Annotated in this window: 23 protein-coding genes and 2 riboswitches; of the genes, 13 read left to right on the forward strand and 10 right to left on the reverse strand. The window is 41.1% G+C overall.

Annotated features, from left to right (window positions below; all coding sequences use genetic code 11):
- Positions 1 to 24: 24 nt before the first annotated feature.
- The 3 genes from ACQKL6_RS05220 to ACQKL6_RS05230 all read right to left on the reverse strand — a co-directional run bounded on the left by ACQKL6_RS05220 (position 25) and on the right by ACQKL6_RS05230 (position 4653).
- Positions 25 to 2535 carry a PEP/pyruvate-binding domain-containing protein gene (locus ACQKL6_RS05220; RefSeq protein WP_427650705.1) on the reverse strand — a complete coding sequence of 837 codons (2511 nt, stop codon included), beginning with the start codon at positions 2533 to 2535 and terminating at the stop codon, positions 25 to 27.
- A gap of 251 nt (positions 2536 to 2786) precedes the next feature.
- Positions 2787 to 3485 carry a CPBP family intramembrane glutamic endopeptidase gene (locus ACQKL6_RS05225; RefSeq protein WP_427650706.1) on the reverse strand — a complete coding sequence of 233 codons (699 nt, stop codon included), beginning with the start codon at positions 3483 to 3485 and terminating at the stop codon, positions 2787 to 2789.
- Between the two features lie 139 nt (positions 3486 to 3624).
- Positions 3625 to 4653, reverse strand: coding sequence for an NADH:flavin oxidoreductase/NADH oxidase (locus ACQKL6_RS05230; protein ID WP_407407396.1), 1029 nt, complete (start codon positions 4651 to 4653; stop codon positions 3625 to 3627).
- Between the two features lie 188 nt (positions 4654 to 4841).
- On the opposite strand from ACQKL6_RS05230, the gene ACQKL6_RS05235 reads away from it, so the two are divergent.
- Positions 4842 to 5282, forward strand: coding sequence for a MarR family winged helix-turn-helix transcriptional regulator (locus ACQKL6_RS05235; protein WP_402874668.1), 441 nt, complete (start codon positions 4842 to 4844; stop codon positions 5280 to 5282).
- A 46-nt stretch (positions 5283 to 5328) separates the two neighbouring features.
- Here ACQKL6_RS05235 and ACQKL6_RS05240 read toward each other — a convergent pair whose 3' ends face one another.
- Entirely contained in the window at positions 5329 to 6171 is an 843-nt protein-coding gene (locus ACQKL6_RS05240) for an aldo/keto reductase (protein WP_402957855.1), read from the reverse strand.
- A gap of 266 nt (positions 6172 to 6437) precedes the next feature.
- Here ACQKL6_RS05240 and ACQKL6_RS05245 point away from each other — a divergent pair, with 266 nt between their 5' ends.
- The 4 genes from ACQKL6_RS05245 to ACQKL6_RS05260 all read left to right on the forward strand — a co-directional run bounded on the left by ACQKL6_RS05245 (position 6438) and on the right by ACQKL6_RS05260 (position 9243).
- Positions 6438 to 6734 (forward strand): hypothetical protein, encoded by a 297-nt coding sequence (locus ACQKL6_RS05245; protein WP_427650707.1) that lies wholly within the window; start codon positions 6438 to 6440, stop codon positions 6732 to 6734.
- A 40-nt stretch (positions 6735 to 6774) separates the two neighbouring features.
- Positions 6775 to 7914 carry a CAP domain-containing protein gene (locus ACQKL6_RS05250; RefSeq protein ID WP_427650708.1) on the forward strand — a complete coding sequence of 380 codons (1140 nt, stop codon included), beginning with the start codon at positions 6775 to 6777 and terminating at the stop codon, positions 7912 to 7914.
- Positions 7915 to 8284: 370 nt separating this feature from the next.
- Positions 8285 to 8437, forward strand: coding sequence for an anti-repressor SinI family protein (locus ACQKL6_RS05255; RefSeq protein WP_402874659.1), 153 nt, complete (start codon positions 8285 to 8287; stop codon positions 8435 to 8437).
- A 104-nt stretch (positions 8438 to 8541) separates the two neighbouring features.
- A complete protein-coding gene (locus ACQKL6_RS05260) occupies positions 8542 to 9243 on the forward strand; it encodes a DUF421 domain-containing protein (protein WP_402874656.1) in 702 nt (233 codons plus the stop codon).
- Positions 9244 to 9309: 66 nt separating this feature from the next.
- Here ACQKL6_RS05260 and ACQKL6_RS05265 read toward each other — a convergent pair whose 3' ends face one another.
- The 6 genes from ACQKL6_RS05265 to queC form a co-directional block, all read right to left on the reverse strand.
- The gene (locus ACQKL6_RS05265; protein WP_402957857.1) at positions 9310 to 10050 is read right to left on the reverse strand and encodes an alpha/beta hydrolase; all 741 of its coding nucleotides are present in this window, start codon (positions 10048 to 10050) and stop codon (positions 9310 to 9312) included.
- 344 nt (positions 10051 to 10394) lie between these two features.
- Entirely contained in the window at positions 10395 to 10550 is a 156-nt protein-coding gene (locus ACQKL6_RS05270; RefSeq protein ID WP_427650709.1) for a hypothetical protein, read from the reverse strand.
- Entirely contained in the window at positions 10540 to 11100 is a 561-nt protein-coding gene (locus tag ACQKL6_RS05275) for a VUT family protein (protein ID WP_402986731.1), read from the reverse strand. Before ACQKL6_RS05275 ends, ACQKL6_RS05270 begins: the two co-directional genes overlap by 11 nt.
- A 52-nt stretch (positions 11101 to 11152) precedes the next feature.
- A riboswitch (PreQ1 riboswitch) is annotated at positions 11153 to 11195 on the reverse strand.
- A 153-nt stretch (positions 11196 to 11348) separates the two neighbouring features.
- A complete protein-coding gene (queE, locus tag ACQKL6_RS05280; RefSeq protein ID WP_403080314.1) occupies positions 11349 to 12077 on the reverse strand; it encodes a 7-carboxy-7-deazaguanine synthase QueE in 729 nt (242 codons plus the stop codon).
- A complete protein-coding gene (queD, locus tag ACQKL6_RS05285) occupies positions 12070 to 12540 on the reverse strand; it encodes a 6-carboxytetrahydropterin synthase QueD (protein ID WP_427650710.1) in 471 nt (156 codons plus the stop codon). Before queD ends, queE begins: the two co-directional genes overlap by 8 nt.
- A complete protein-coding gene (gene queC / locus ACQKL6_RS05290; protein ID WP_402873943.1) occupies positions 12540 to 13202 on the reverse strand; it encodes a 7-cyano-7-deazaguanine synthase QueC in 663 nt (220 codons plus the stop codon). The genes queD and queC overlap by 1 nt, the downstream gene beginning before the upstream one ends.
- Before the next feature lie 58 nt (positions 13203 to 13260).
- A riboswitch (PreQ1 riboswitch) is annotated at positions 13261 to 13303 on the reverse strand.
- Positions 13304 to 13488: 185 nt separating this feature from the next.
- Here queC and ACQKL6_RS05295 point away from each other — a divergent pair.
- The 8 genes from ACQKL6_RS05295 to ACQKL6_RS05330 all read left to right on the forward strand — a co-directional run bounded on the left by ACQKL6_RS05295 (position 13489) and on the right by ACQKL6_RS05330 (position 22216).
- Positions 13489 to 15168 carry a methyl-accepting chemotaxis protein gene (locus tag ACQKL6_RS05295; protein ID WP_427650711.1) on the forward strand — a complete coding sequence of 560 codons (1680 nt, stop codon included), beginning with the start codon at positions 13489 to 13491 and terminating at the stop codon, positions 15166 to 15168.
- Between the two features lie 542 nt (positions 15169 to 15710).
- Positions 15711 to 15911 (forward strand): hypothetical protein, encoded by a 201-nt coding sequence (locus ACQKL6_RS05300; RefSeq protein WP_402957870.1) that lies wholly within the window; start codon positions 15711 to 15713, stop codon positions 15909 to 15911.
- A 758-nt stretch (positions 15912 to 16669) separates the two neighbouring features.
- Positions 16670 to 17851 (forward strand): poly-gamma-glutamate synthase PgsB, encoded by a 1182-nt coding sequence (gene pgsB / locus ACQKL6_RS05305; protein WP_402873896.1) that lies wholly within the window; start codon positions 16670 to 16672, stop codon positions 17849 to 17851.
- A gap of 15 nt (positions 17852 to 17866) precedes the next feature.
- Complete coding sequence (gene pgsC, locus ACQKL6_RS05310; protein WP_402957872.1) at positions 17867 to 18316, forward strand: poly-gamma-glutamate biosynthesis protein PgsC; 450 nt, start codon at positions 17867 to 17869, stop codon at positions 18314 to 18316.
- A 10-nt stretch (positions 18317 to 18326) separates the two neighbouring features.
- Entirely contained in the window at positions 18327 to 19583 is a 1257-nt protein-coding gene (locus ACQKL6_RS05315) for a CapA family protein (protein ID WP_427650712.1), read from the forward strand.
- Between the two features lie 111 nt (positions 19584 to 19694).
- The gene (locus tag ACQKL6_RS05320; protein WP_427650713.1) at positions 19695 to 21275 is read left to right on the forward strand and encodes a gamma-glutamyltransferase family protein; all 1581 of its coding nucleotides are present in this window, start codon (positions 19695 to 19697) and stop codon (positions 21273 to 21275) included.
- A 62-nt stretch (positions 21276 to 21337) separates the two neighbouring features.
- A complete protein-coding gene (locus ACQKL6_RS05325) occupies positions 21338 to 21487 on the forward strand; it encodes a CapE family protein (protein ID WP_402957878.1) in 150 nt (49 codons plus the stop codon).
- 87 nt (positions 21488 to 21574) lie between these two features.
- Positions 21575 to 22216, forward strand: coding sequence for a poly-gamma-glutamate hydrolase family protein (locus ACQKL6_RS05330; protein WP_427650714.1), 642 nt, complete (start codon positions 21575 to 21577; stop codon positions 22214 to 22216).
- Positions 22217 to 22373: the final 157 nt, after the last annotated feature.

Raw genomic sequence — 22373 nt, forward strand, 5'->3', positions numbered from 1 at the left:
TTACATTCTCTATCCAAAGGGTAATTAGCCAATCATCGTAACGGTTCCTGTATTGCCGTCGACAATGACCCAATCCCCATCATGTAATCGTTCCGTTCCCACTTTCGTTCCTAAAACGGCGGGAATCTGATACTCCCTTGCAATAATTGCGGAATGAGATAGCATGCCCCCTGTATCCGTAACGATCGCTTCTGCATCCTGGAAGAAAGTCGTCCAGACGGGAGTCGTGTTTTTACAGACCAATATATCCCCCTTTTGAAACTTGGATGCTTCCTGCATACTGGAGATCACTCGGACCGGGCCTTCGCTAATACCTCCGGAAGCCGCGATACCTTTCATCACATTCCCCGTATTCTCCTTATCTTCTTCGAGTGAGCCGAATACCATTTCCACGAAGTTCCGCTCTTTTTCCGACGGTTTCCCAAAATAAGAAGGAGCTTTTATTTTACCTTGAATCTCATATTGTTTCTTTCGTTCCTTCACGACTTCCATCAAGGAGTGAGGTTCATCCAGTACAGCGAGGATCTCATCTTTATATACAAACCAGATATCTTCCTTATCGTCCAGCACTTGCTGCTGCACTAGAAGCTCGCTCACTTTCAATAAATATAACCGGGCCTTCGCGTCAAACATGGCATCGATATAAAAGTGATGATCATCCGTGATAACAGCCGCATCCAAAGCCAATTTATACTGTTCTTCAAATGCTTCCAGATCGTTGGGATCCTTGATTCCGTTGATGATCTTATGATACATCTGTTTTCTGGCCGTGACAGCCGACTCGAATTCTTTGTCAAAATCATGTTCATTCAGTATTAAGTTCTTGATGATTTGTAACACATGCTCATGATTCTCAATCCATGTATCTTCTATAAAATCATGTGACTTGGTGGAACGGTATCCGTACACGCTGACGAAGCTCTCCACACGGTTCAGAAAGTCCTTGCCCCTGCCGACGGTGTTGAGGTTCTGCAACAGGCTTCCTTCTTCCGATTCCATGAACACCTTCATCAAAGAAGGTTCCGCTTTTACTTTCAATGATAACTCCCAAAGCAAATGGTCGGATTCCAGTGACTTATTCATGACGCCAGCCAAAGATTGATAGAGTTCATGTAAAGGTGCATCTCCCGTTGCTTTTAGATAAATGGTCTCCAATTTCCTGTTGATATGATTGCTCGGGAAGACAATCATGAAGTGCCAGAAATACACATCCTTATAAAAGGCCTCTAACTCTACTAATCCCTTTTTCACTTTGTCGACCGTAAATGCTTGAGCCCTTTCCCCATCTAAATACCGATAGATGGGAATCAATTTATCATAGATGATTTCATACATCCGATCCCTCATTCGCGGATACATTTCCTCCATTAGTTTCTCTTGTTCTGCTAACAATTGGTTTGGGTCGGTTTCAAAGAAAGTCTGTTTCCCATAATAGTATCCGTTCTGAGCTTTCATATTGGTATACCCCGTAGGTTCCTTCAATGCATCAACGGCCATGGCCATGCCTTCATAAAAAGACTGGGTGACGATGGAAGTGAACAATGGCGAGATTGGATTCGGGAAAAACGTATCAAGCAAAAACCAGAATTCATCCTCGTCTTTCCGTTCCAACAGGTAACCTTTCCTGGCTTCTGGCACGGATTCCTTTTTCTTCACTTCAGTCGTAATCGGCCTTGCTTGTAAAAGGTAGACTTGTTGGTCATGAATGCCAAACTCCAAATCTACAGGATGGTTATAATAGTTTTCCACTTTCAAGGTCATTTCTATTAATGTATGAATCAACTTATCTGATAAGCAATAGGCATTCCGTTCAGTCCGGTCCGTCGCCACTTCCATTGTTCCAGAGGAGTCGGAAATGATTTTCATTTCTTTACTGCCCTTGGCTCTTTCTATTTTCGTACCATCTCGACTGACCAAATAGGTATCCGGTGTGACCAAGCCCGATACCACGGCCTCACCCAATCCATAACTGGCATTGATCAAGATACACTCCGGGTTATATGTAACAGGATCTTGACTGAAAATCACCCCTGAAATATCTGAATAGATTTGACCTTGAACGACAATCCCCATTGAAATGCTATCTGACCCTTCAAAAATATTCTCGGTATATTGCTGTACCCTGTTCTCAAAGCAAGATGCCCAGCATGATTTTACTTTACCTAAGAAATCCTCTTCCGTTTTTACATTCAAATAGGTTTCATATTGACCCGCAAAGGAGGCCCCTTCCAAATCTTCCGCACCAGAAGAAGAACGAACGGCCACGGCAGGATAACGTTTCCTCAATTCCTGGAAAGCGGTCAATACATCCCTTACTAAATCATCCGGGATGACCGCCTCCATAACCTCCGTTTGGATGGATTCGCTCTTTATATCTAATTGATTCTTTTCGAGGAAGTGTGAAAAGGCCACACTTGTGATGACGAAACCATCAGGTACAGGCATGCCCAATTTCGACATTTTGATTAGATTTAGCGCTTTTCCACCTACCATTTCATTACACTCGGTTGTATGATTGAATCTAGCTGTAAACATCTACGCTTATCCCCTTTCATTCATAACCCATAAATAACGACACAAACAAAACCAATGAACAGGCAGGAAAACCCATACATTGGCTTCGAATCCATTTTTAACAATAAAGTAAAATGCTTTACATTTCACATGAAAACTTGCCAAATCACAACAATTGGTAAAATGTAATCAAAATAAAAAAAAGGGACTTCCATTGAAAGTCTCTTTATTTTTCCAACCACTTGTGAGCACAGCACTTCTTTTACCACTTCTCAACCAAAGGCGGTAAGGATCAGGGCAATGGCATTGAATGTACCGTGGATGATCATGCCGGGAACGACTGATTTGGTTTTTTCATAAGTCCAAGCAAAGAGGAGGCCGGATATAAAAGTGACCGGCAAGACATTATAGTTTGGGATATGAACGATCATGAAGATGAAGGAACTGAGAAATAATCCAGCCTTCAAGCCGTATTTACTCCTTAGCCACCTATAAAGAAAACCCCGATATAAGATTTCTTCGTAAATAGGTGAAATGATTGCCGCCGACACGAAACCGAGAACGAAATGGATGGGTGTCACATGGGCCTGAACACTTTCCGTTTTGCTATTTTCATAGCCTATCCCCACTATATCCATCACGATGAGAATCAGGATGCTGACCACAATCAATACAAATGACCAGCCGATGATATTCTTCCAATAGCTTCTCTGAAACTTACGTAACCCCACTTCATTCCATCTTAGGCTTTTCGGCTGTAAAACAAGTAAATAGACGGCCATCATAAAGGTGATTGACATGATGAAACCGACCAATGTTCCGGAATATAAATCGTCTTGAAATAATTCCAATAAGAAATTCGCTAATAAAAACTCGATAAAAAATGGTACCAGGACTAAAACAAGTACAAGGATGGAAACAAGTTCCCTCCACGACCATGCTCTACTTTCGAAATATGTATGCAAGACCATTCCCCCTCTAAACGTTATCTTCAGTTTAAAAGGTTACGTAACGTTACCTGCAAGCACTTATTTTTACAAAAATGACCCAATGCTGGTGCCATACAAAAAAATGACCGCAAGCAAATGCTGCGGCCACCGGTCCATACTTTTAATGTTTGAATGCTAGTTGATATTGCTTTGGAAGTTCAATCTGTTTATTCAGCGTTTTAGAAGCCTCTAATGTCCAGTAAGGATGACGGAGCATCCCTCTTCCCACTGCCACCAAGTCGGCTTCTTCGTTGCCAATGATCGAGTTGGCAAGAATCGGGTCTTCCAATCGGCCTACAGCAATTACTGGGACGTCCAGCGCTTTTTTGATTTCTCTCGCTAATGGCGTTTGATAATTGGCATGCGTGCCCGGTCTTCCATCAGCGCCAATCGGTCCTTCTCCACCGGAGCTGACATGGAACATATCCACTCCCGCTTCTTTAAAGACTTTCGAAAACTTGATGCTCTCTTCGATTCCATATCCTCCATCCACATACTCTTTAGCAGAGATGCGCATGATCAAAGGCATATCGGCAGGCATTTCACTTTTCGCCGCTTTAATGACTTCCACTCCGAACTTGGTCAGGTCTTTCCCGTATTCGTCTTCCCGCTTATTCGTAAGTGGAGAGGTGAATTGGTGAATTAAATAGCCGTGTGCACCATGCAACTCAATGACGTCGAATCCAGCTTGTACCGCTCTTCTGACAGATAGACGGAACTTCTCGACCATTCCCTTCACTTCTTCTGTTTCCAAGGCTCTTGGCGTTTTATACGTTTCATCAAAGGCAATCGCCGATGGGGCAACAGGTGTCTCTGCATCTTCGGCTTTGCGTCCTGCATGGGCGATTTGGATGCCGATTTTTGCTCCATATTGATGCACTTCATCGACAATCTTAGTGAAAGCCCCAACTTGATCGTCAGACCATAGACCAAGGTCGCGATTGGAAATCCGGCCATCCGGTTCCACATCGGTCATTTCCACGATGATCAAACCTGTGCCGCCAATCGCTCTGCTTACATAATGATGTTGGTGCCAGCTTGTCGGTACGCCATCTTCAGCCATGACTGAATACTGACACATAGGTGGCATGACGACTCTATTTTTAAGATCGAGATTTTTTATAGAATAAGGGGAAAATAAATCTTTCATAGTATCTAACTCCTTCTCAAAGTATTATAATGCATGCACATGCATTTATATCATGCACAAAAAGTAGTGTCAACTAATTCAAATCGACCGATGCTCAAATCGGCTATTGTCATTGATCCATCCTATTGGTACATTTAATTTAACGAATGGTACATGTAAAATAGGTAAACAGAGGGAGGCAAAAAGATATGTCCCATGAACAATCCCTTATAAATACTTGGTTATCCTTTACACATATACATGCCGAGCTCTCCAATGACCTTGATAGAGCCTTGCAGGAAAAGCACCAAATGCCCTTGAATGAGTTTTACGTTTTATTGTACTTATCTCAGGCACCCGAAAAAAAATTGAGGCTTTTGGAATTACAGCGGCTTGTCGGGTTAAGCCAAAGTGCCATGTCCAGGCTTTCCGTCAGGATGGAAAACAAAAGTTGCGGGGTAATAAAACGGCTCGGATATGAAGATGACCGACGTGGCGTATGTGCCCTCATCACGGATAAGGGTGAGCAACGCCTTCGCGAAATGTTGGAAACGGTTAACGAAACGCTTAACACATCATTATCCAACAGTGACATGGGTACAGCCCTTGCTTTTTTCATGAATGGTCAATCATCGAGTAAGGACGATTGAATGAAAAAAAGAGATAGACTGCAAGCTCGTCTATCTCTGCCTTTCCTTAAAAATCGAAGTTGTCAGGATCTGGTCCGACTCGATGATTCTGATTCATTTCATTCATTCGCGCCATATCTTCTTCCGTTAGTTCAAAATCAAATACCGAGGAGTTCTCCACGATTCGATGCTCTTTTGTCGACTTTGGAATCGTCACGATTCCATTTTGTAAATCCCAACGTAAGATGACCTGGGCCACGGATTTTCCATACTTGGATGCAATCTCTTGAAGGTCCTTATTATCTAATAATTCACCTTGCATTAATGGAGACCAAGCTTCCAATTGAATGCCTTCTTGTCGGCAAAATTCCAGCAATTCCCTTTGAGTTAAGCGCGGATGACATTCAACTTGATTGACCATTGGCTTCACTTCTGCCTCATTCAATAAATCCTTCAGATGGTGGATTTGGAAATTACTTACCCCGATCGCTTTTACCTTTCCTTCTTTATAAAGAGTCTCCATTGCTCTCCAAGCCTCTTTATATTTCCCTTCGACTGGCCAATGAATCAAGTAAAGATCAAGATAATCCAAACCTAGCTTCTTTAAGCTAGTCTCGTAAGCAGCGATTGTCGATTCGTAGCCTAGTTCGGAATTCCAAACTTTTGAGGTGACAAACAAGTCCTCCCTTGTAATGCCCGCTACCTCTAGACCTTCGCGGATTCCTTGCCCTACTCCCTCTTCATTCGCATAAATGGCTGCAGTATCAATGCTACGATACCCGTGTTTAATGGCTACTTTGACTGCATTCACCAACTCTGGACCTTCCTCCACTTTAAATACACCTAAACCGAACCAAGGCATTTCGACGCCATTATGTAATGTTGTTGTTGCTTGTAAACTATTGACCATAATCAGAAACCTCCAATTTTTATTATCCACTATAAGAAATGTCTACTGCTTTTAAGGCATCATCCACCCCACCATCCATTATGATATATTTTAGTAGTAAAATACAGTAATGTACTTTAAAGGATAAGACGTATGATGATTTACAGTGCTTGAAAGAAAGTGTTGAGCGAGAAACTGAAGATTGACAAAGGAAGGAACCCTTATGTCCCATGTAGAAAACTATATACAGCGGGGGAACATTAGGAAATGATTAATAGGAGGAAAACATGAGAGTACTATTTGAGTTAATCCGGATTCTTTTATTATTCGGTATTGTCGGGGCATTGTGTTCCGTTCTGTTAGAGAATGTGTATCAGAGTTTCGGAATAGATTATAATCAGTATAGCTACTTCGGTTCTGTGGCCATACTTATATTATTGTTTGTTTTATATAGAAACAAGTTGCAATTCAGTGGGTGGTACAAAGGAAAAAAAGAAAAGCTGCCAAAAAGGGTTACCCAGGTCCTTTTCTTATTCTCCATCGTATTGTTATCTTTACCTCCCCTATTACAGTTTATGAGCTAATCATTGGGAACGTAATTATATGTGAGTTGGGGTGAACGATGTGCGGAGTGTGATTAATCTATTGATTCTCTTTCTTCTTCTCGCCGGATTTTGGTATGGGTATGGAAAAGACATTCAGGAGTCGGGATTAAAGGCGGGAATCGGATCTTTCGCTACGGATGTTCGCTCCCTCTTAACCAAACCTGAAGTATCAAATGCCATTGAAAAACTGAATACCGGAGTCAACCAGTTGATCGGCAAATTGACGGATACAGTCGATCAAGCAAGAGATGAGGAACAAACCGAAACGAAAAAGGTGGATAAACCTGACTTGAAGGCCCCTGCTGAATCCTCCTTTTCGGTCCGTAATATCGAGCTTGGCGACACAAAGGAATCCGTCGAAAAGCAGGCAGGTGAGGCCAAACGCCATTCCCTGAACGAATATGGAGTAGAGTGGTTTGCCTATCATGAAAATTATCAAAATTTCTTCATGGTGGCCTACGACAGCAAGAATAGAGTCGTCGGTCTCTATACAAACCAGGATTTGATTTCATCCAAGCAAGGAATCAAACGAAGTACACCCAAAGAAACGGTGACGGAAAAATTAGGGAAACCGATAACAAAACTGCTTAAAGGAAATGTATATTACCAGATTCAAAGCAATGGCGAATATGATACGTTCAAGATGGATAACAGCTTCGTCACGATTTTTTATGATAAACACGAGGATAATACAGTCACATCGATCCAAATCATCAGTGCAGGTCTTGAACAGCAAAAAAGCACCTATTTTGCCCCCTCCAGCCCGGAGCTTAAAAAGGGCTTTGAATATCAATTATTCGACTTGACCAATGCCTCAAGGGTCAATCATGATCTTTCCGTCCTGTCATGGGATAAGCAAGTGAAATTGACAGCCCAAGATCACAGTAAAGACATGGCCGTCAACCAATACTTTAACCATACTAATCTTGATGGGGAATCTCCCTTCGATCGGATGGAAAGTGACAAAATCACTTTCCGCATGGCCGGGGAGAACCTTGCCGCTGGTCAGAACAGCAGTATCTTCGCCCACGAAGGCTTAATGAATTCCATCGGTCACAGGGAAAATAAATTACAAAAAGACTTTTCTTCACTGGGAGTGGGCGTCGCCTTTGAGGAAGATGAAAAGCCCTATTACACAGAAAACTATTTAAAAAGATAAGCCACTTTACATGCCGTAATCAGGAAAAGCCTGATCGGCTTTTTTTATTTTCTTTAATATTCTGTTAATTCTGTATTTTAACTTGACTCCTACTTTATCACTGTAAGATAATACATAAGAGTAATAACATGGAAAATAATCAGGATAGCAGCCACATCACTACATAAGAAAATGAGTAATCACACTCACGAATAAAGACCCCATTTTCGAAAAGCCTATGAATAGGGCGCCCTGACAAAAACCATCCGGAAAGTCACATAGAAGAAATTAAAAATACGAACAGCACCAAAACCCAAGAAGTCATTTTACTCTCTAACTAGCGCTGTTCTGAGTGAATAAAAAATCCAAGAGGTAGATTGGGAGGGTGATCATGGAATCCGGGAACAGATTGAAACAGGAGCAACTCGACAAAATATGGCTGGCACTTATATTGGAAGCCAAAAGAATTGGCCTAACGATAGAACAGGTCAAGAAATTCATCGAGAAGAACTCAAGTGACGAGCCTGCCCAAAAAATTCGTTAAAAAAGTGGACTTCCAGGAGTCCACTTTTTTTTCATTTTTACATCTAAATCATTCAAACGCTCATACTAATTCTTAGATAACAAAAACCAAGGACGTGAGCTTAGATGGATTTTTTCTACAGCCAAGAAACACTTACTACCCTTCAGTGGATTTTGAGAGCCATCATATCATTCTTTTTTTTACTCTTTGCGGTTAAATTGATGGGGCGCCGGGCCATTTCTCAGTTAAGGTTGATTGATTTTTTAATGGCATTGATCATTGGAAATATTCTTGCCCACCCATTATCTGATGAACAGTTAGGCTTAAAGGGACCGATGATCACGTCTGTCGTACTAGTTATTTTATATATAATCAGTGTATTTGTGAGTCTTCATTGGGGCAGACTCCGGAATTTTTTTGAAAGCCCTCCTTTGCCTCTTATAGAAAACGGACAAGTCATCCATAAAAACTTAGTCAAAGCACGAATTTCTATCGATATTATTTTATCCGAATTAAGAAAGGCAAAAATTGAAGAAATTCAAAAAGTTGCTTTGGCATTTTGGGAACCTGATGGGACTATTTCGTTCTTCTTACTTCCCCAATACCAATCAGTGACCCCTGGTGATATAAAGTTGACCACAAAGCCATTTTCTTTTCCTATAACCATTATTAAGGAGGGAAAGATTGATTTTCACGAATTAAACCGAGTGGGTAAGGATGAAGGATGGCTGAAAAGGAAAGTAACCATGTACAATGCGGACATAGCCGATATTTTATTGGCAACTATCGATACTAACGGGAACGTGAAAGTGTTCTTATACAGCTGAATTTCATCAGACAGAAGATTTTAATTTAAGAAAAGGCCACCAAATTTAACTGGCGGCCTTCCCACTTTACCAAATCAAGTTATTTAAAAAACGATGCACATCTTCATAAACTTGCTCCCGCTCTTTCCCCAATGTGATGATATGCCCTGATTGCTCATACCATATCAATTGCCTATGTTGCGTATCGACATCATTGAAGATCATGGGTGCACTTTCCGTATAGTCGGAATCGTCCAACCGGCCCTGTTGAACAAGAGTCGGTGCCGTAATCAAATCTAAATTTTCACTAGTATCTTCTATGATATGCAAAACGTCTTTCAACGAGTGCATAGGCTCTTTTTCTAACCGTTTAATTTCTGCATCGATTTGGTCTGGGTCTTTGCCTTCGAATTTTTTGTAGGCCCTGGCATAACTGATCATACGATTATGTAATCGACTCACGTCTCTCCCTTTCATCGGGGCACACATCGAAACGACACCTTTCACAGGGAATTCCGTTCCCACTTTTAAAGAGAAGACCCCACCGAGGGAAATCCCGACCACGGCGATATCCTCGTACCCTTCTTCTTTAAGGAAACGGTACCCATCCACTACGTTTTTCCACCATTCCTTTGGACCTGTATGGATGAGCTCCTCAGCTGGCAATCCATGACCTTTATATAGAGGTGCGTGGCAGGTATAGCCGCGGTCATTGAGATAACGACCCAACTTCTTCATATCTGCTGTGCTTCCAGTAAATCCGTGAAGTAAGAGAACTGCTCTCTCTCCACCTTTGTATGTGAATGACTCAGGTGCAATGACTTTCATACTATCTGCTCCTTTTCCTCAAGTTGTATATATTGAAATTTCTGATAAAATCATTAACTATTTAAAGTAACCCTCTTTACCCCGATTATAGTACCTATGCCTTACTTAGGACAAGTGATGCGGTCCGAAGGACATTTTACTATGACTGGTTTTATTTAGCAATCTGAATTTTCCTTTTTTAGTTTAGCAATGATGTACCTTATATTTCGAGGTACATCATGTTAATAAAAAGGTACGTAATCATACCGTACCTTTTCCCTTCTTATTATCGATAACCTTGTTTGACTACGCAGGATAGGAATCTAATTTCCTATAAGAAAAACCCGTTTAACAACGGGTTTTGTTTACTCGCATTCTCTCGATTCTAGCTTATCAAGCTTATGCTTTCTGTAGTTGGCACAAGAAAGCTTCAAGCATTCTCCCTGGACTTGCGGTCCATATTTCTCGCGAAAAGCCTCCAAGCAATAGCACTTATCTTCTTCTTTAGTATCATCCACCAAGCGCATTCCCTCCATTATTGATCCGCTTTTCAAGCCTTACATGGATTTTCCCCAATAGAATGGCCCCCATTGACTGAATGACCGTTTTGACAATAATCTGACCAACAATCGCGGCAGGTACAGAGGACCACGGCAAGATGTTCGCCCCCAGTGGACTAAGCCCTATCACCACAAATATTGCGGAATCGAAAAATCCTCCAACTACCCCTGAGTAAAATACCCTCCAACTTAATGGTAGCTTCAATCGAGTATATATTTCCGTATCTGCCGTTTCCGCCACCACGAATGAAAGGGCGGAAGCAAATACGATTAATAATGTATCGCCTAACAAGAATGATACACTGGCTGATAAAAGTAATGCCAGGATAATGCACAGATAAGTCCTTGCCCTGCCAAATTTATTTTGAACTAAATCACGGAAGATGAAGGTCCCTCCGATCAACAATGTCCCCATCGGGATGATGAACATACCAAATTGCAATGGCATAAAAGCGGCTGTGACCACATTCGCGGTCACAATGGACAATAAATACAATAGAACTCTTAACATTTCTTACAATCTCCTTTTATAGGAAAAAACAGCACCCTAAGAAAGAGTGCTGTTCTCCTTAGTTTTTTTGAGAGGGTAGCTAGAACCTCTTCCGCCTCAAGCGGATTATCTTTTTTCCTTTTTCATCTTATCTTGGATACGGGAGTAAATCAAGGATAAAAGTACCCCCTCGCGTATCTAAAAGTAAAGAACATATAATAGAAGAGAAACGGCATTTAATAGAAAGTATGACCTCCCCATCCTTTTCCTTACACGCCCCGTTTATTTCCCCAGATATACGTGTGCAGCTGGGGGAGCACCTTCACATCATTCAGTTCGTCATCGGCAATCACCCGATTAATTAACTGTTCATATTTTCCCAACAGTTCACTGACCAGCTGCCGATCGTCCGTCGTCACGCTGTCATCATTGCCTACCTGCAGGTAATAAGGAATGCCTGGATAGCGGGCATGTACATTCTTCGCATATTGATAATCAGCTTCATCAAATACGACAATCTTCAAAGAGATTTGATTTTCATCCCTTCTATTGGAAAGCTTAGATAGGATATCATCAAGCACTTCAAAATCGGTCTTCATCCTTGAACTTGGCGGTTTTGGTGATATCGTCAGTTCATCAATATCGAGAAACCAATCCTGCCACCGGCTACCTTGTGTCTCCACGCCAATTCTGATGTTCTTCTCTTTTAAAAGGGTGATTAACTCAGCCATATTCTTCAAGAGGCCGGGATTGCCCCCGGATATCGTCACGAAGGAGAAACCCTTGCCTCCCTTGAGTTTTAGCTCCTCCCATATTTCTTCAGCTGTCATGTGGACGATATCTTCCTTTCCTGTCCCATCCCAAGTGAAGGCGGAATCACACCAAGCACATGAATAGTCGCACCCAGCTGTCCGGACGAACATCGTCTTTTGCCCGATGACCATGCCTTCCCCTTGAATGGTCGGCCCGAAGATTTCCATGACGGGCAGCTTACTCACAGTCCATCCACTCCCGTCTTGCTTCAGCATAACTCGTCGGCGTTTCATAAAGACGGACAAATTCAACCCTAGCCCCTTTATAGTCCTTGTTTTGCAGGGCATCAGCCATCTTTTCATAAATCCAGACGACGATATTTTCAGCTGTTGTATTCATAAGTGGCAGCGTTTCATTCAAATAGCGGTGGTCAAGATGAATGTCGATTTCATTTTTCCAGATCTCTTTGATGTCGCCAAAGTCGATCATCAACCCACGGGAATCATTATAGCCGCTGATGCCAAAAATGACCTTATACGTATGGCCATGCAGATTCTTGCATTTCCCTTCATAATCATGAAGATGATGGGCTGCATCAAACGTGAATTCCTTGCTCACGAGCACCCGTCTTTGATGATAGTTCAATTGATTACGATGAATGTCCTGTTGTATTTTTTGAAGCTTATCGACAATCTTGAACCCATACATTATAGTTTCACCTGCCGTCTAATCACATAGTCATCCAGACCCCTTTTTCGAAGCTTGCATGCCGGACACTCCCCACAGCCATCGGCTATGATTCCGTTATAACAAGTCAGCGTCTTTTCACGAACGAAATCAAAGGCACCCAGTTGATCTGCCATTTCCCATGTTTCTTCTTTATTCAGCCACATAAGCGGCGTATCTATAACAAAAGACTGATCCATTGAGAGATTCAAAGTGACATTCAACGATTTAATGAACACATCCCGGCAGTCTGGATATCCGCTAAAGTCCGTCTCACAAACACCGGTTACAATATGCTTCGCCCCAATTTGGCTTGCAAGCACTCCTGCGAATGACAAGAACAGTAAATTCCTTCCCGGTACGAATGTAGACGGTAACTCCCCTTCTTCCCCATCCGCCACAGCAATGTCACTTCTCGTCAACGCATTCGGCGCCAACTGGTTCAACAACGACATATCCAGAACATGATGCGGGATGTCCAGTTCCTTTGCAATATTCCGCGCACAATCAATTTCCAAGCTATGACGCTGATTATAATCAAACGTCACTGCCTCCACTTCCGAAAAATGCTTCATGGCCCAGAATAAACACGTCGTACTGTCTTGTCCCCCACTAAACACCACTACTGCCTTTTCTTTCTTCAACATTATGAAAAACTCCTTTTTTACGGAAAAAAGCAGCACCCTAAGAATAGAGTGCTGCTTTTCCTTAGTTTTTTTGAGAGGGTAGCTAGAACCTCTTCCGCCTAAAGCGGCTTATAATCTTTTCTCTATAATCATAACGCAATATATGGAATCATATCAATATATTCCATAAAAACAAAGAGATTCCCTGTCTTTTCAGCTCAATTTCTCCTTTCCTCTTTAAATATCGGTCCCCATTTCCGATAAACAGAAGGTAAACTAATCTACCGAAAAAGGGGCCGTACACTTGAAAAAGATTAAAACAAAGGTATTGTTAGCATTTATGCTAGTCATATCTTTATGCATCATATTAGGAGCCTATAGTATTTACAGCAGCAATAAGTCTCTTAAACATTCTAGAGATATCATCGACCATGAATTGCCTCTTCTTATTAAAGATGAACAATTACTCTATAACCTTTCGCAAAGAATGGCATTTGTTAGAGGGTATATCCTATTTGGAGATGAACAATATAAAGAGGATTTCCTAGCTTATACCGAAGAAAGCAAACACCTACAAGAAGAGCTATTAGCCTTATCCGACTCTGAGAGAACGAAAGAAATCATTGAAACAAGCATTGATTGGAGAACCATGATTGAAGAACGCGTCTTTACCCAGTATGAGCAAGGAGATGAAAAACAGGCGAAAGAAATATTGCTGAATGAAGTAGCGCCCATAAGCACGGAAATAATGGATGGCTTCAAAGAGCTCGCTTCCGAGCGTGAAAAACTGATCGTCGCTTCCGGAGAGACCGTCATCAGCAGTGGAAAATCCGTTAAAACGACGAGTATCATTTTATCCATTATTACAGTCATAGCAGGGATTGGCCTTGCCCTTGTGACAGCCAACCTCATTACCAAACCGATCCTTAGGATCCGAGACAGGATGAAGCTAGTGGAAAAAGGTGAACTGAACCATGCACCACTTAAGCAGACATCAAACGATGAACTCGGGGAATTGACGTTTTCTACAAACGAGATGCAGAGAAACCTTCGCAATATCATCGAAAACATGCTGAATGTATCCGAATCCGTTACAAGCAAAAGCGAAGAGCTGACCCAATCGGCAAATGAAGTGCAACAAGGAAGCAGTCAAATTGCAACCACTATGTACGAGCTGTCAGAAGGCTCTGAGTCACAAGCCAACCAAGCAACAGAAATCGTCCGTATGGTGGAAGAATTCTCAGGAAAGATCCAAAAGGCACACAGTGAAGGAGAAGAAATTTCCCAAACCTCCACCGAGATCCTGTCCTTAACAAAAGAAGGAACAACCATGATGCACAAATCCGTACAACAAATGCAAACGATTGATAGGATTGTGAAACAGGCAGTAGATGAGGTAAAAGGCCTTGATTCGCAATCCCAGGAAATTTCAAAGCTCGTTCAGGTCATACAGGACATTTCCAATCAAACTAACTTACTCGCCTTAAACGCAGCCATCGAGGCGGCACGCGCCGGCGAACATGGAAAAGGATTTGCCGTCGTCGCCGAAGAAGTTCGGAAACTCGCGGAACAAGTTACAGATTCTGTGGGTGACATTACTGGAATTGTTGCAGCCATTCAAACAGGTTCAAAAACCGTCGTTCACTCCTTGGAAGATGGATATACACAAGTAGATGAAGGCACCCAACAAATTACCATTACCGGCCAAACCTTTGAAACCATCAATCATTCAGTGGGAGCCATGAGCACAAAATTACAACACATAACCAATGACTTACACTATATCTCTACCAATAGCATAAAAATCAACCAGGCTGTCGAAGACATTGCAGCCGTTTCCGAAGAGTCAGCAGCAGGCATTGAACAAGTGTCCGCCTCAGCACAGCAATCCAGCTCTTCAATGGATGAAATCACCAATCACGCCAGTGAACTTGCATCATCGGCTGAACAGTTAACAGATCAGGTTAAAAGATTTCAATTATGATGAAAGCCGCTTCCCACACCTACCTTGTGGGAAGCTTTTCCTTGCATTTAGCTATTCCTATGAAGTTAATAACAAATATATCCTCTTCATTAAAATTGTTTCAATATAGTGAATACAGGGAATAAACTAATAACAACACAAAACAAACTATAATAAAAAATTCACCATGAATCTTATACAGAGAGAAATAATTCAACTTACACTATTATTTTCTGAATATTCAATGTATAATTAATATTACTCCAGTAATATTTACATCAGTAAATAGTAGAATAACTACTTCCTCTCTAGAAGTGTCAGCACACTTTTAAAAAGCATTTGAACCAACTCTTAATTACTCTCATTTGAAACCCGATCAACAGGAGACTCTCTAAACAGACGAGATGGTCTTACATCAATATCGTATTCCAAATCCAGAGAACTAAGTCTATATAATCACCTTTACTATTTTTTATTTCCTATTTTATAATAAGTGGTTAATTTCCACCTAAAGTATGTTACTATTAACCTAATACTTTTTAACCAAACAAGGAGGAATTCATATGAAACGATTTTTCAAATTCATAGCAAAGTTAAACGAAGGGAAAGCCCAAGACGAATTCTTTCGCAACGAATACGAAAATTACTTGAAGATGAATTCTGCCGATAAAGGAAACAGAAGATTAGCCCCTATGCTTTATGTTATAGATGGCGGTAAAAAGGACTCACATCCTGAGCTTTTAAATAGAATAAAATCTAGCTAAAGATAGCATCATCTTAAAATTGATTCGAGACTATCAATTTACAAAAAATACTCTCATCTATAAATAACATTTCATTTGATCCCTTATTATAAACGAATGTAAAAATACTCCAAAAACTCAGAATTTATTCTGGGTTTTTTTTAGTTCTACTATTAACACTATATTAATAGAAGAAACTAGTCTTTTTTTAAAAACCCTCGTTTCCAAAAACTTTTAAGAGAAGGATTTTGACAATTTATTGATGTCACCTCATAGCCCCTCGGGTATTCATATTAAAAAAACCCAAAAAATATGGGGGGTGATTTTACTCATCTTTATCCAATCCCAAAAAAGTAGCACTAAATGAGTCATTAGAATCAAAATACAGGAATAAAGAAAAAACAAACTAGTAGATTAGAAAATAAACGCACAAATAGGTATAAACAATTATAAAACAGGAAGGATCATCTACATTAAACTCCTACAGTAGATACTAGGAATTGGGTTTTTATCCTTATAAAAAGAATTCATTATCCTATAAACATTATTTTTTATTCTCCATCTCATAATAGAATCATCATGAAATGGGGAATCCATAGAGTATTTGTCCTTACATGAATATTATAGCCATTAGTTACTATTACACTCATTTATAGTTTAATTTGGAAATTATCAAAATAAGCTATCTTGCTATAGAAAAACGACCCTTGCTTAATAAGTTTAAAATCATGTAGTGTGTATTCAGTAAATCAAATATATAAAAAAAGAGAGGTTAAAAAATGGCACCGATATTTATTTGTGCATTATTTTTGCTTGGCTATGGCATAGTCGAACAAAAACGCCATCAAAAGCGTCTCGACTCCATTCCCGTACGTGTCAACGTAAATGGGATCCGAGGGAAATCCACTGTAACACGTCTGATTACAGGTGTGATCAAGGAAGCGGAGTACAAGACAATAGGAAAAACAACCGGAACTTCCGCAAGAATGATTTATTGGTTTACGGACAAAGAAAAACCGATCATACGTCGTCCAGAAGGACCGAATATCGGGGAACAACGTCGCGTAGTTAAAGAAGTAGCTGACTTAGGAACTGAAGCATTAGTTTGTGAGTGCATGGCCGTGCAGCCTGACTATCAACTAATCTTCCAAAATAAAATGATCCAGGCCAACATTGGGGTTATCGTAAACGTTCTTGAAGATCACATGGATGTCATGGGACCAACATTGGATCAAGTTGCAGAAGCATTCACTGCAACCATACCCTACAATGGGCATTTAATAACCATCGAGGGCGAACATTTAGAATATTACAAAGAAATTGCCAAACAACGTAATACGAAGGTAATCGTAGCCGATAACTCAAGGATCTCAGAAGAATTTCTACGTGAATTCGACTATATGGTATTCCCTGATAACGCCTCCCTTGCCTTGGCTGTTGCAGAAGCATTGGGCATCGATGAGAAAACGGCATTCCGTGGCATGTTAAATGCACATCCAGACCCAGGGGCCATGCGTATCACTAAATTTGGAGATGCTAGGCAACCGACTTTCTTCGTTAATGGATTTGCCGCCAATGATGCGTCATCTACATTGAATATTTGGGACAGGGTAAGTACCTTCGGATACAGCACGGAAGCTCCTATCGTAATCATGAACTGCCGTCCTGACCGTGTGGACCGTACAGAGCAATTTGCAAGAGATGTATTGCCTTACATAAAGTCCGAAATCGTCATTGCCATCGGTGAAACTACTTCACCAATAACGAAAGCATTTGAGCAAGGAAAATTGGATACAGTAGAGTATTGGGATTTAGAAGAATGGTCAACGGAAGAAATCGTTGCCAAACTGCGCCCAGTCATGAAAAACCGAATCGTTTATGGGGTCGGTAACATTCACGGAGCAGCAGAACCCTTAATTGACGCAATCATGAAAACTAAAACGAAGCAAAAAGCGAGTTAAGTAGGAGGAACCTTAATGTTTGGATCGGATTTATACGTAGCCCTAGTACTAGGGGTAACACTGAGCCTTATTTTTTCAGAAAAAACGGGTGTTGTGCCCGCCGGACTTATCGTGCCAGGTTATTTGGCATTAGTTTTTGATCAATGGCAAGTCATGCTGGTTATTATTATAGTAAGTATCTTAACGTATTTCATTGTCGCTCACGGACTTTCAAGATGGGTAATCTTATATGGAAGAAGAAAGTTTGCCGCAATGATGATAACGGGGATTTGTCTAAAACTCGTTTTGGATTTCGTCTACCCCGTCATGCCTTTTGAAATCTATGAATTCCGTGGTATTGGTATAATCGTCCCTGGCTTGATCGCTAATGCCATTCAAAGACAAGGAATGCCATTAACACTCGGCAGCACGCTTTTATTATCCGGAGTAACTTTCGGTCTAATGAACGTGTATTACCTATTCTGAGGTGGATAAAATGAAACGTACTTTAAACGCAAAAGAAAAAACACTTATCTTTACAAAGCGGACGAAGAAAAAGAATCTCAAATACACTGCAATCGTTCTACCGATATTGATCATCGTCTTAGTCGTAACATCTTGGTTGGGACGCACGAAAGACGTGGAGGTTGTTGCATCCAAACCAAACGATACCCTTACAATGTCAATGGTCGGAGATATCATGATGGGCCGTTATGTTGAGGAAGTGACAGACAGCCATGGTTTTGATTACCTCTTCCGTTACATGAAGCCCTATTTCAATGCTTCGGATTATGTAAGTGGAAACTATGAACATCCTGCTCTAGCAAAAGATGTATCGAAATATGAAGAAGCTGATACAGCCATTCGTCTAAATTCGTATGCAGATGGCGTGGAAGCTGTTAAAAATGCTGGATTTTCTGTCATGACTCTTGCGAATAACCATATGATGGACTTTGAAGAACAGGGATTGCTCGACACAATCGATGAATTCGAGAATGCCAAAATGGATTATGTTGGTGTAGGTCGGAATATTACAGAAGCGAAAGAAAACATCAATTACCAGGATGTTAAAGGCGTACGTATCGCTACTCTGGGCTTTACCGATGTATATGGTAAAAATGCGGTAGCCAAAAATAATCAAGCCGGATTATTGAATTCCAATCCTGACTTATTATTTGAAATGATCGGTGACGCCAAGGATGCGAAAAAAGGAAATGCAGACTTAGTTGTCGTCAATATGCACTGGGGCCAAGAATATGCAACTTCTGCGACAGGTCGTCAAACAGAATTAGCGAAAGCGGTGATCGATGCTGGTGCAGATATCATCATCGGCCATCACCCCCACGTCGTCCAATCATTCGATGTATATAAAGATGGACTTATCTTCTACAGCTTAGGTAACTTTGTATTTGACCAAGGCTGGACACGTACAAAAGATTCTGCGATGGTACAATACCATTTAACTGATGACGGACAAGCAACCGTTGATGTGGTTCCCTTGCAAATCAAGGAAGCTACACCAAGACCCGCTACATCTTCTAGTGATATATCGCGAGTTTTCCGTTGGTTGACGAAAGAAACAAGTGATAACGTGCAATGGTCTAAAAAAGATAATAAGATAGAGATTAAATTGGATCATAAACGTGTAATAGACCATAAAGAACAGCGTGAACAAGAGGAAAAAGCAGCCCAAGAAAAGAAAGCTGCTAAAGAAAAGAAAGTAACCCAAGAAGAGACAACTACTGAAGAATAGAAACATGAAGCACCATCATACAACTAGATAATACGTGAATAAGAGTCTACTAGCAGGTATGCTAGAAGACATACATCTTAGAAGATCACACCGAAAAGAGGCGATCAATCAGTGTTTTATCCTTTCACACGGAAAGTACTCCTTTCCCTTTGTTTGCTCATTTTTATAGCAGGATGTTCAAAAACTGACCCTCTTTCTGACACGCATGATACCAATGAATCTTTAAATGATAAATCATATGGAGTTAGCTCTTCCAACCCTATCGCCGTAGAAGTGGGGATGAATATTTTAGATAAAGGTGGAACAGCGGCCGATGCGTCGATTGCCGTTTCTTATGCATTGGGTGTAACTGAACCCTTTGGATCTGGAATTGGCGGCGGCGGCGGAATGCTGATTGTATCCGAATCTGAGAAACCTAATTTTATTGATTATCGTGAAACGGCTCCTGAACGTTCAAATTTGAGACATAATACCGGTGTCCCGGGTTTTGTAGCCGGGATGCAAGCTGTCCATGATAAATACGGAACCATTCCGATGGAAGACCTTCTTCAGCCGGCCATCGACCTGGCTGAAGAAGGATTTGAAGTCGATAAAATGTTGGCCTCCCGCCTAAAGGCAGCCAAAGCAAGAATTTATTCAGAGAAAACTCTCTTGTTTTATCCTGATGACGATTCGATTGAACCAGGAAAGATTTTAGAACAAGAAGATCTTGCTGACACATTGAAACTGATTCAGCAAAAAGGGCCCGATGGGTTTTATAAAGGGAACATCGCACGGAATATCAAAAAAAGAACAGATGTAGACTTAATGGACTTAAAGCATTATGAAGTAAAAGAACGGGAGCCCGTCCAAGGCAAGTTCGCCGGATATGATGTTTGGACCGCTCCCCCTCCCTTTTCAGGGATAACCGTCCTTGAAATGTTAAATCTCGCTGAAGAAGTCGACTTAAGCAATGCTTCAAATAAGGCAGATTATATGGAGTTACTGGGAGCCATTACCAACGCCTCCTATAAAGATCGAATTAACTATACCGGGGACGGAATCAGCGCAGACAAAGCTGAACAATTAGTATCTCCCCTTCATTTGGACAACCTGAAAAAAGAGATAAATAAAGGTGATTGGTCAAATGTAGAGTTCCAGTCTGAAGAACATGAAAGCACGACGCATTTCGTCGTCATGGATAAGTATGGCACAGTCGTTTCTACGACCAATACACTCAGTAACTTTTTTGGTTCCGGTGCCTATACGAACGGCTTTTTCTTGAATGACCAATTGAAAAACTTCCGTTCTGGCCTGAATAAAATCGATGAGCATAAACGCTCAAGGACCTTTACCGCTCCTACCATTCTTAAAAAACAAGGGGAAAAGACAATCGGAATCGGTTCGCCCGGTGGTGATAGGATACCGCAAGTGCTCATGCAGGTCCTGTATTCATATACAGAAGGTGAGGATACGTTCCAGAATATCATAGACCGCAATCGATTCGTATTTGATGGTAATACCATCTATACAGAATACCGGCCTTCGCCTGAAACAACCTCTGCATTAGAAAGAGCCGGTTACAATGTCGTACAAAAAGTCGCCCCTGTGTTCTATGGTGGCGTACAGGTACTCGTTAGAAATGAAAAGAACGGTCGGTTATCAGGTGCAGCCGATCCTCGGAGAAATGGCAGTTGGCAAGCACAGCAATAAAGAAAACGCCTATACATCTTGAAAACATCTAAATTTTTATAGATCTATAAGGGGACGAGAAAATGAAGATATTAAAAAAAGTAGTAAGCTGGGTTATCCCTGTTGTTCTGATAGCAGTCCTGCTTGTAACAATGAATACGTTCAAACGGTCTGAAACACTGACTCCCGATGAACAAAAGAAAATAGAACAGTATACAAATATCCAAGAGTAAAAAAACAGGTTGAACCTCATGAGGGTTCAACCTGTTTTTCAATGGTTATACAATACAAGGAGATTGCAGGACGAGGAGGCATATAGGATGGAGAATGGATACTCAAGTTTTGCGGAACTGCAGCAGAATGAAAAAGAAAACACCGATTATAGCATTACGGCTTTTCATCGTAATCCAGAAATAGCGATTTTTGCGATCCATGGCGGCAATATAGAACCGGGAACTAGTGAAGTAGCCTTTGCCCTTGGAGAAAGACTCCATTCAAGTACGTATCTATTTGAAGGACATAAACGAAGGGATAACAGCAAACTGCACATCACCTCCACCTCCTTCGATGAGCCAACCGCCATACTGATGGCAAATAACGCAAAAACAATCCTCTCCATACATGGTTATCGCGATTCCAATGAAGCGTTAATCTATATGGGTGGCAGGAACGAGACCTATAAACATGTGATACAAGTAGCCTTAAAGGAAGCTGGATTTCAAACAGCTGAAGCACCGAAGCATCTGTTGGGGATGAATGAAAACAATATTACCAACCGTTGCAAAACCGGCGCTGGCGTACAATTGGAAATATCCAGGACTTTACGAAAACATTTTTTCCTAGACAGTGACCTTAAGAGGACAAACAGGCATAACCAGACCGAAGTGTTGAATCAATTTATTACCGCTGTGGAGAAAGCCACCATTCACTACATGCTTAATCTGAATAAAAAGCAATTCTAGTGCGGCGATTGGAATGGCTTGATCACTTATCAGGAGCTTGTCCTGCATCTTCCACACTTATGATTAAAACAATCTTTCAACCCTCAGAGGAGCCTTCTTGGGGGTCTAAAAGATTGTTTCAAGTCCCCTCCCTCCACTACTTCTTTTTCGATAAATA

This window comes from Peribacillus sp. NPDC097197, assembly GCF_050278025.1.
GTDB lineage: Bacteria > Bacillota > Bacilli > Bacillales > DSM-1321 > Peribacillus.

What these genes read in the sequence shown, in the direction of transcription:
- ACQKL6_RS05325 (WP_402957878.1), top strand. Translation starts at nt 21,338, where the DNA reads ATGAAGATATTAAAAAAAGTAGTAAGCTGGGTTATCCCTGTTGTTCTG.
- ACQKL6_RS05300 (WP_402957870.1), top strand. Translation starts at nt 15,711, where the DNA reads ATGAAACGATTTTTCAAATTCATAGCAAAGTTAAACGAAGGGAAAGCC.
- ACQKL6_RS05260 (WP_402874656.1), top strand. Translation starts at nt 8,542, where the DNA reads ATGGATTTTTTCTACAGCCAAGAAACACTTACTACCCTTCAGTGGATT.
- ACQKL6_RS05230 (WP_407407396.1), bottom strand. Translation starts at nt 4,653, where the DNA reads ATGAAAGATTTATTTTCCCCTTATTCTATAAAAAATCTCGATCTTAAA.
- ACQKL6_RS05315 (WP_427650712.1), top strand. Translation starts at nt 18,327, where the DNA reads ATGAAACGTACTTTAAACGCAAAAGAAAAAACACTTATCTTTACAAAG.
- pgsB (WP_402873896.1), top strand. Translation starts at nt 16,670, where the DNA reads ATGGCACCGATATTTATTTGTGCATTATTTTTGCTTGGCTATGGCATA.
- ACQKL6_RS05330 (WP_427650714.1), top strand. Translation starts at nt 21,575, where the DNA reads ATGGAGAATGGATACTCAAGTTTTGCGGAACTGCAGCAGAATGAAAAA.
- ACQKL6_RS05225 (WP_427650706.1), bottom strand. Translation starts at nt 3,485, where the DNA reads ATGGTCTTGCATACATATTTCGAAAGTAGAGCATGGTCGTGGAGGGAA.
- ACQKL6_RS05245 (WP_427650707.1), top strand. Translation starts at nt 6,438, where the DNA reads ATGAGAGTACTATTTGAGTTAATCCGGATTCTTTTATTATTCGGTATT.
- ACQKL6_RS05240 (WP_402957855.1), bottom strand. Translation starts at nt 6,171, where the DNA reads ATGGTCAATAGTTTACAAGCAACAACAACATTACATAATGGCGTCGAA.
- ACQKL6_RS05275 (WP_402986731.1), bottom strand. Translation starts at nt 11,100, where the DNA reads ATGTTAAGAGTTCTATTGTATTTATTGTCCATTGTGACCGCGAATGTG.
- ACQKL6_RS05235 (WP_402874668.1), top strand. Translation starts at nt 4,842, where the DNA reads ATGTCCCATGAACAATCCCTTATAAATACTTGGTTATCCTTTACACAT.
- ACQKL6_RS05265 (WP_402957857.1), bottom strand. Translation starts at nt 10,050, where the DNA reads ATGAAAGTCATTGCACCTGAGTCATTCACATACAAAGGTGGAGAGAGA.
- queD (WP_427650710.1), bottom strand. Translation starts at nt 12,540, where the DNA reads ATGTATGGGTTCAAGATTGTCGATAAGCTTCAAAAAATACAACAGGAC.
- ACQKL6_RS05255 (WP_402874659.1), top strand. Translation starts at nt 8,285, where the DNA reads ATGGAATCCGGGAACAGATTGAAACAGGAGCAACTCGACAAAATATGG.
- pgsC (WP_402957872.1), top strand. Translation starts at nt 17,867, where the DNA reads ATGTTTGGATCGGATTTATACGTAGCCCTAGTACTAGGGGTAACACTG.
- ACQKL6_RS05220 (WP_427650705.1), bottom strand. Translation starts at nt 2,535, where the DNA reads ATGTTTACAGCTAGATTCAATCATACAACCGAGTGTAATGAAATGGTA.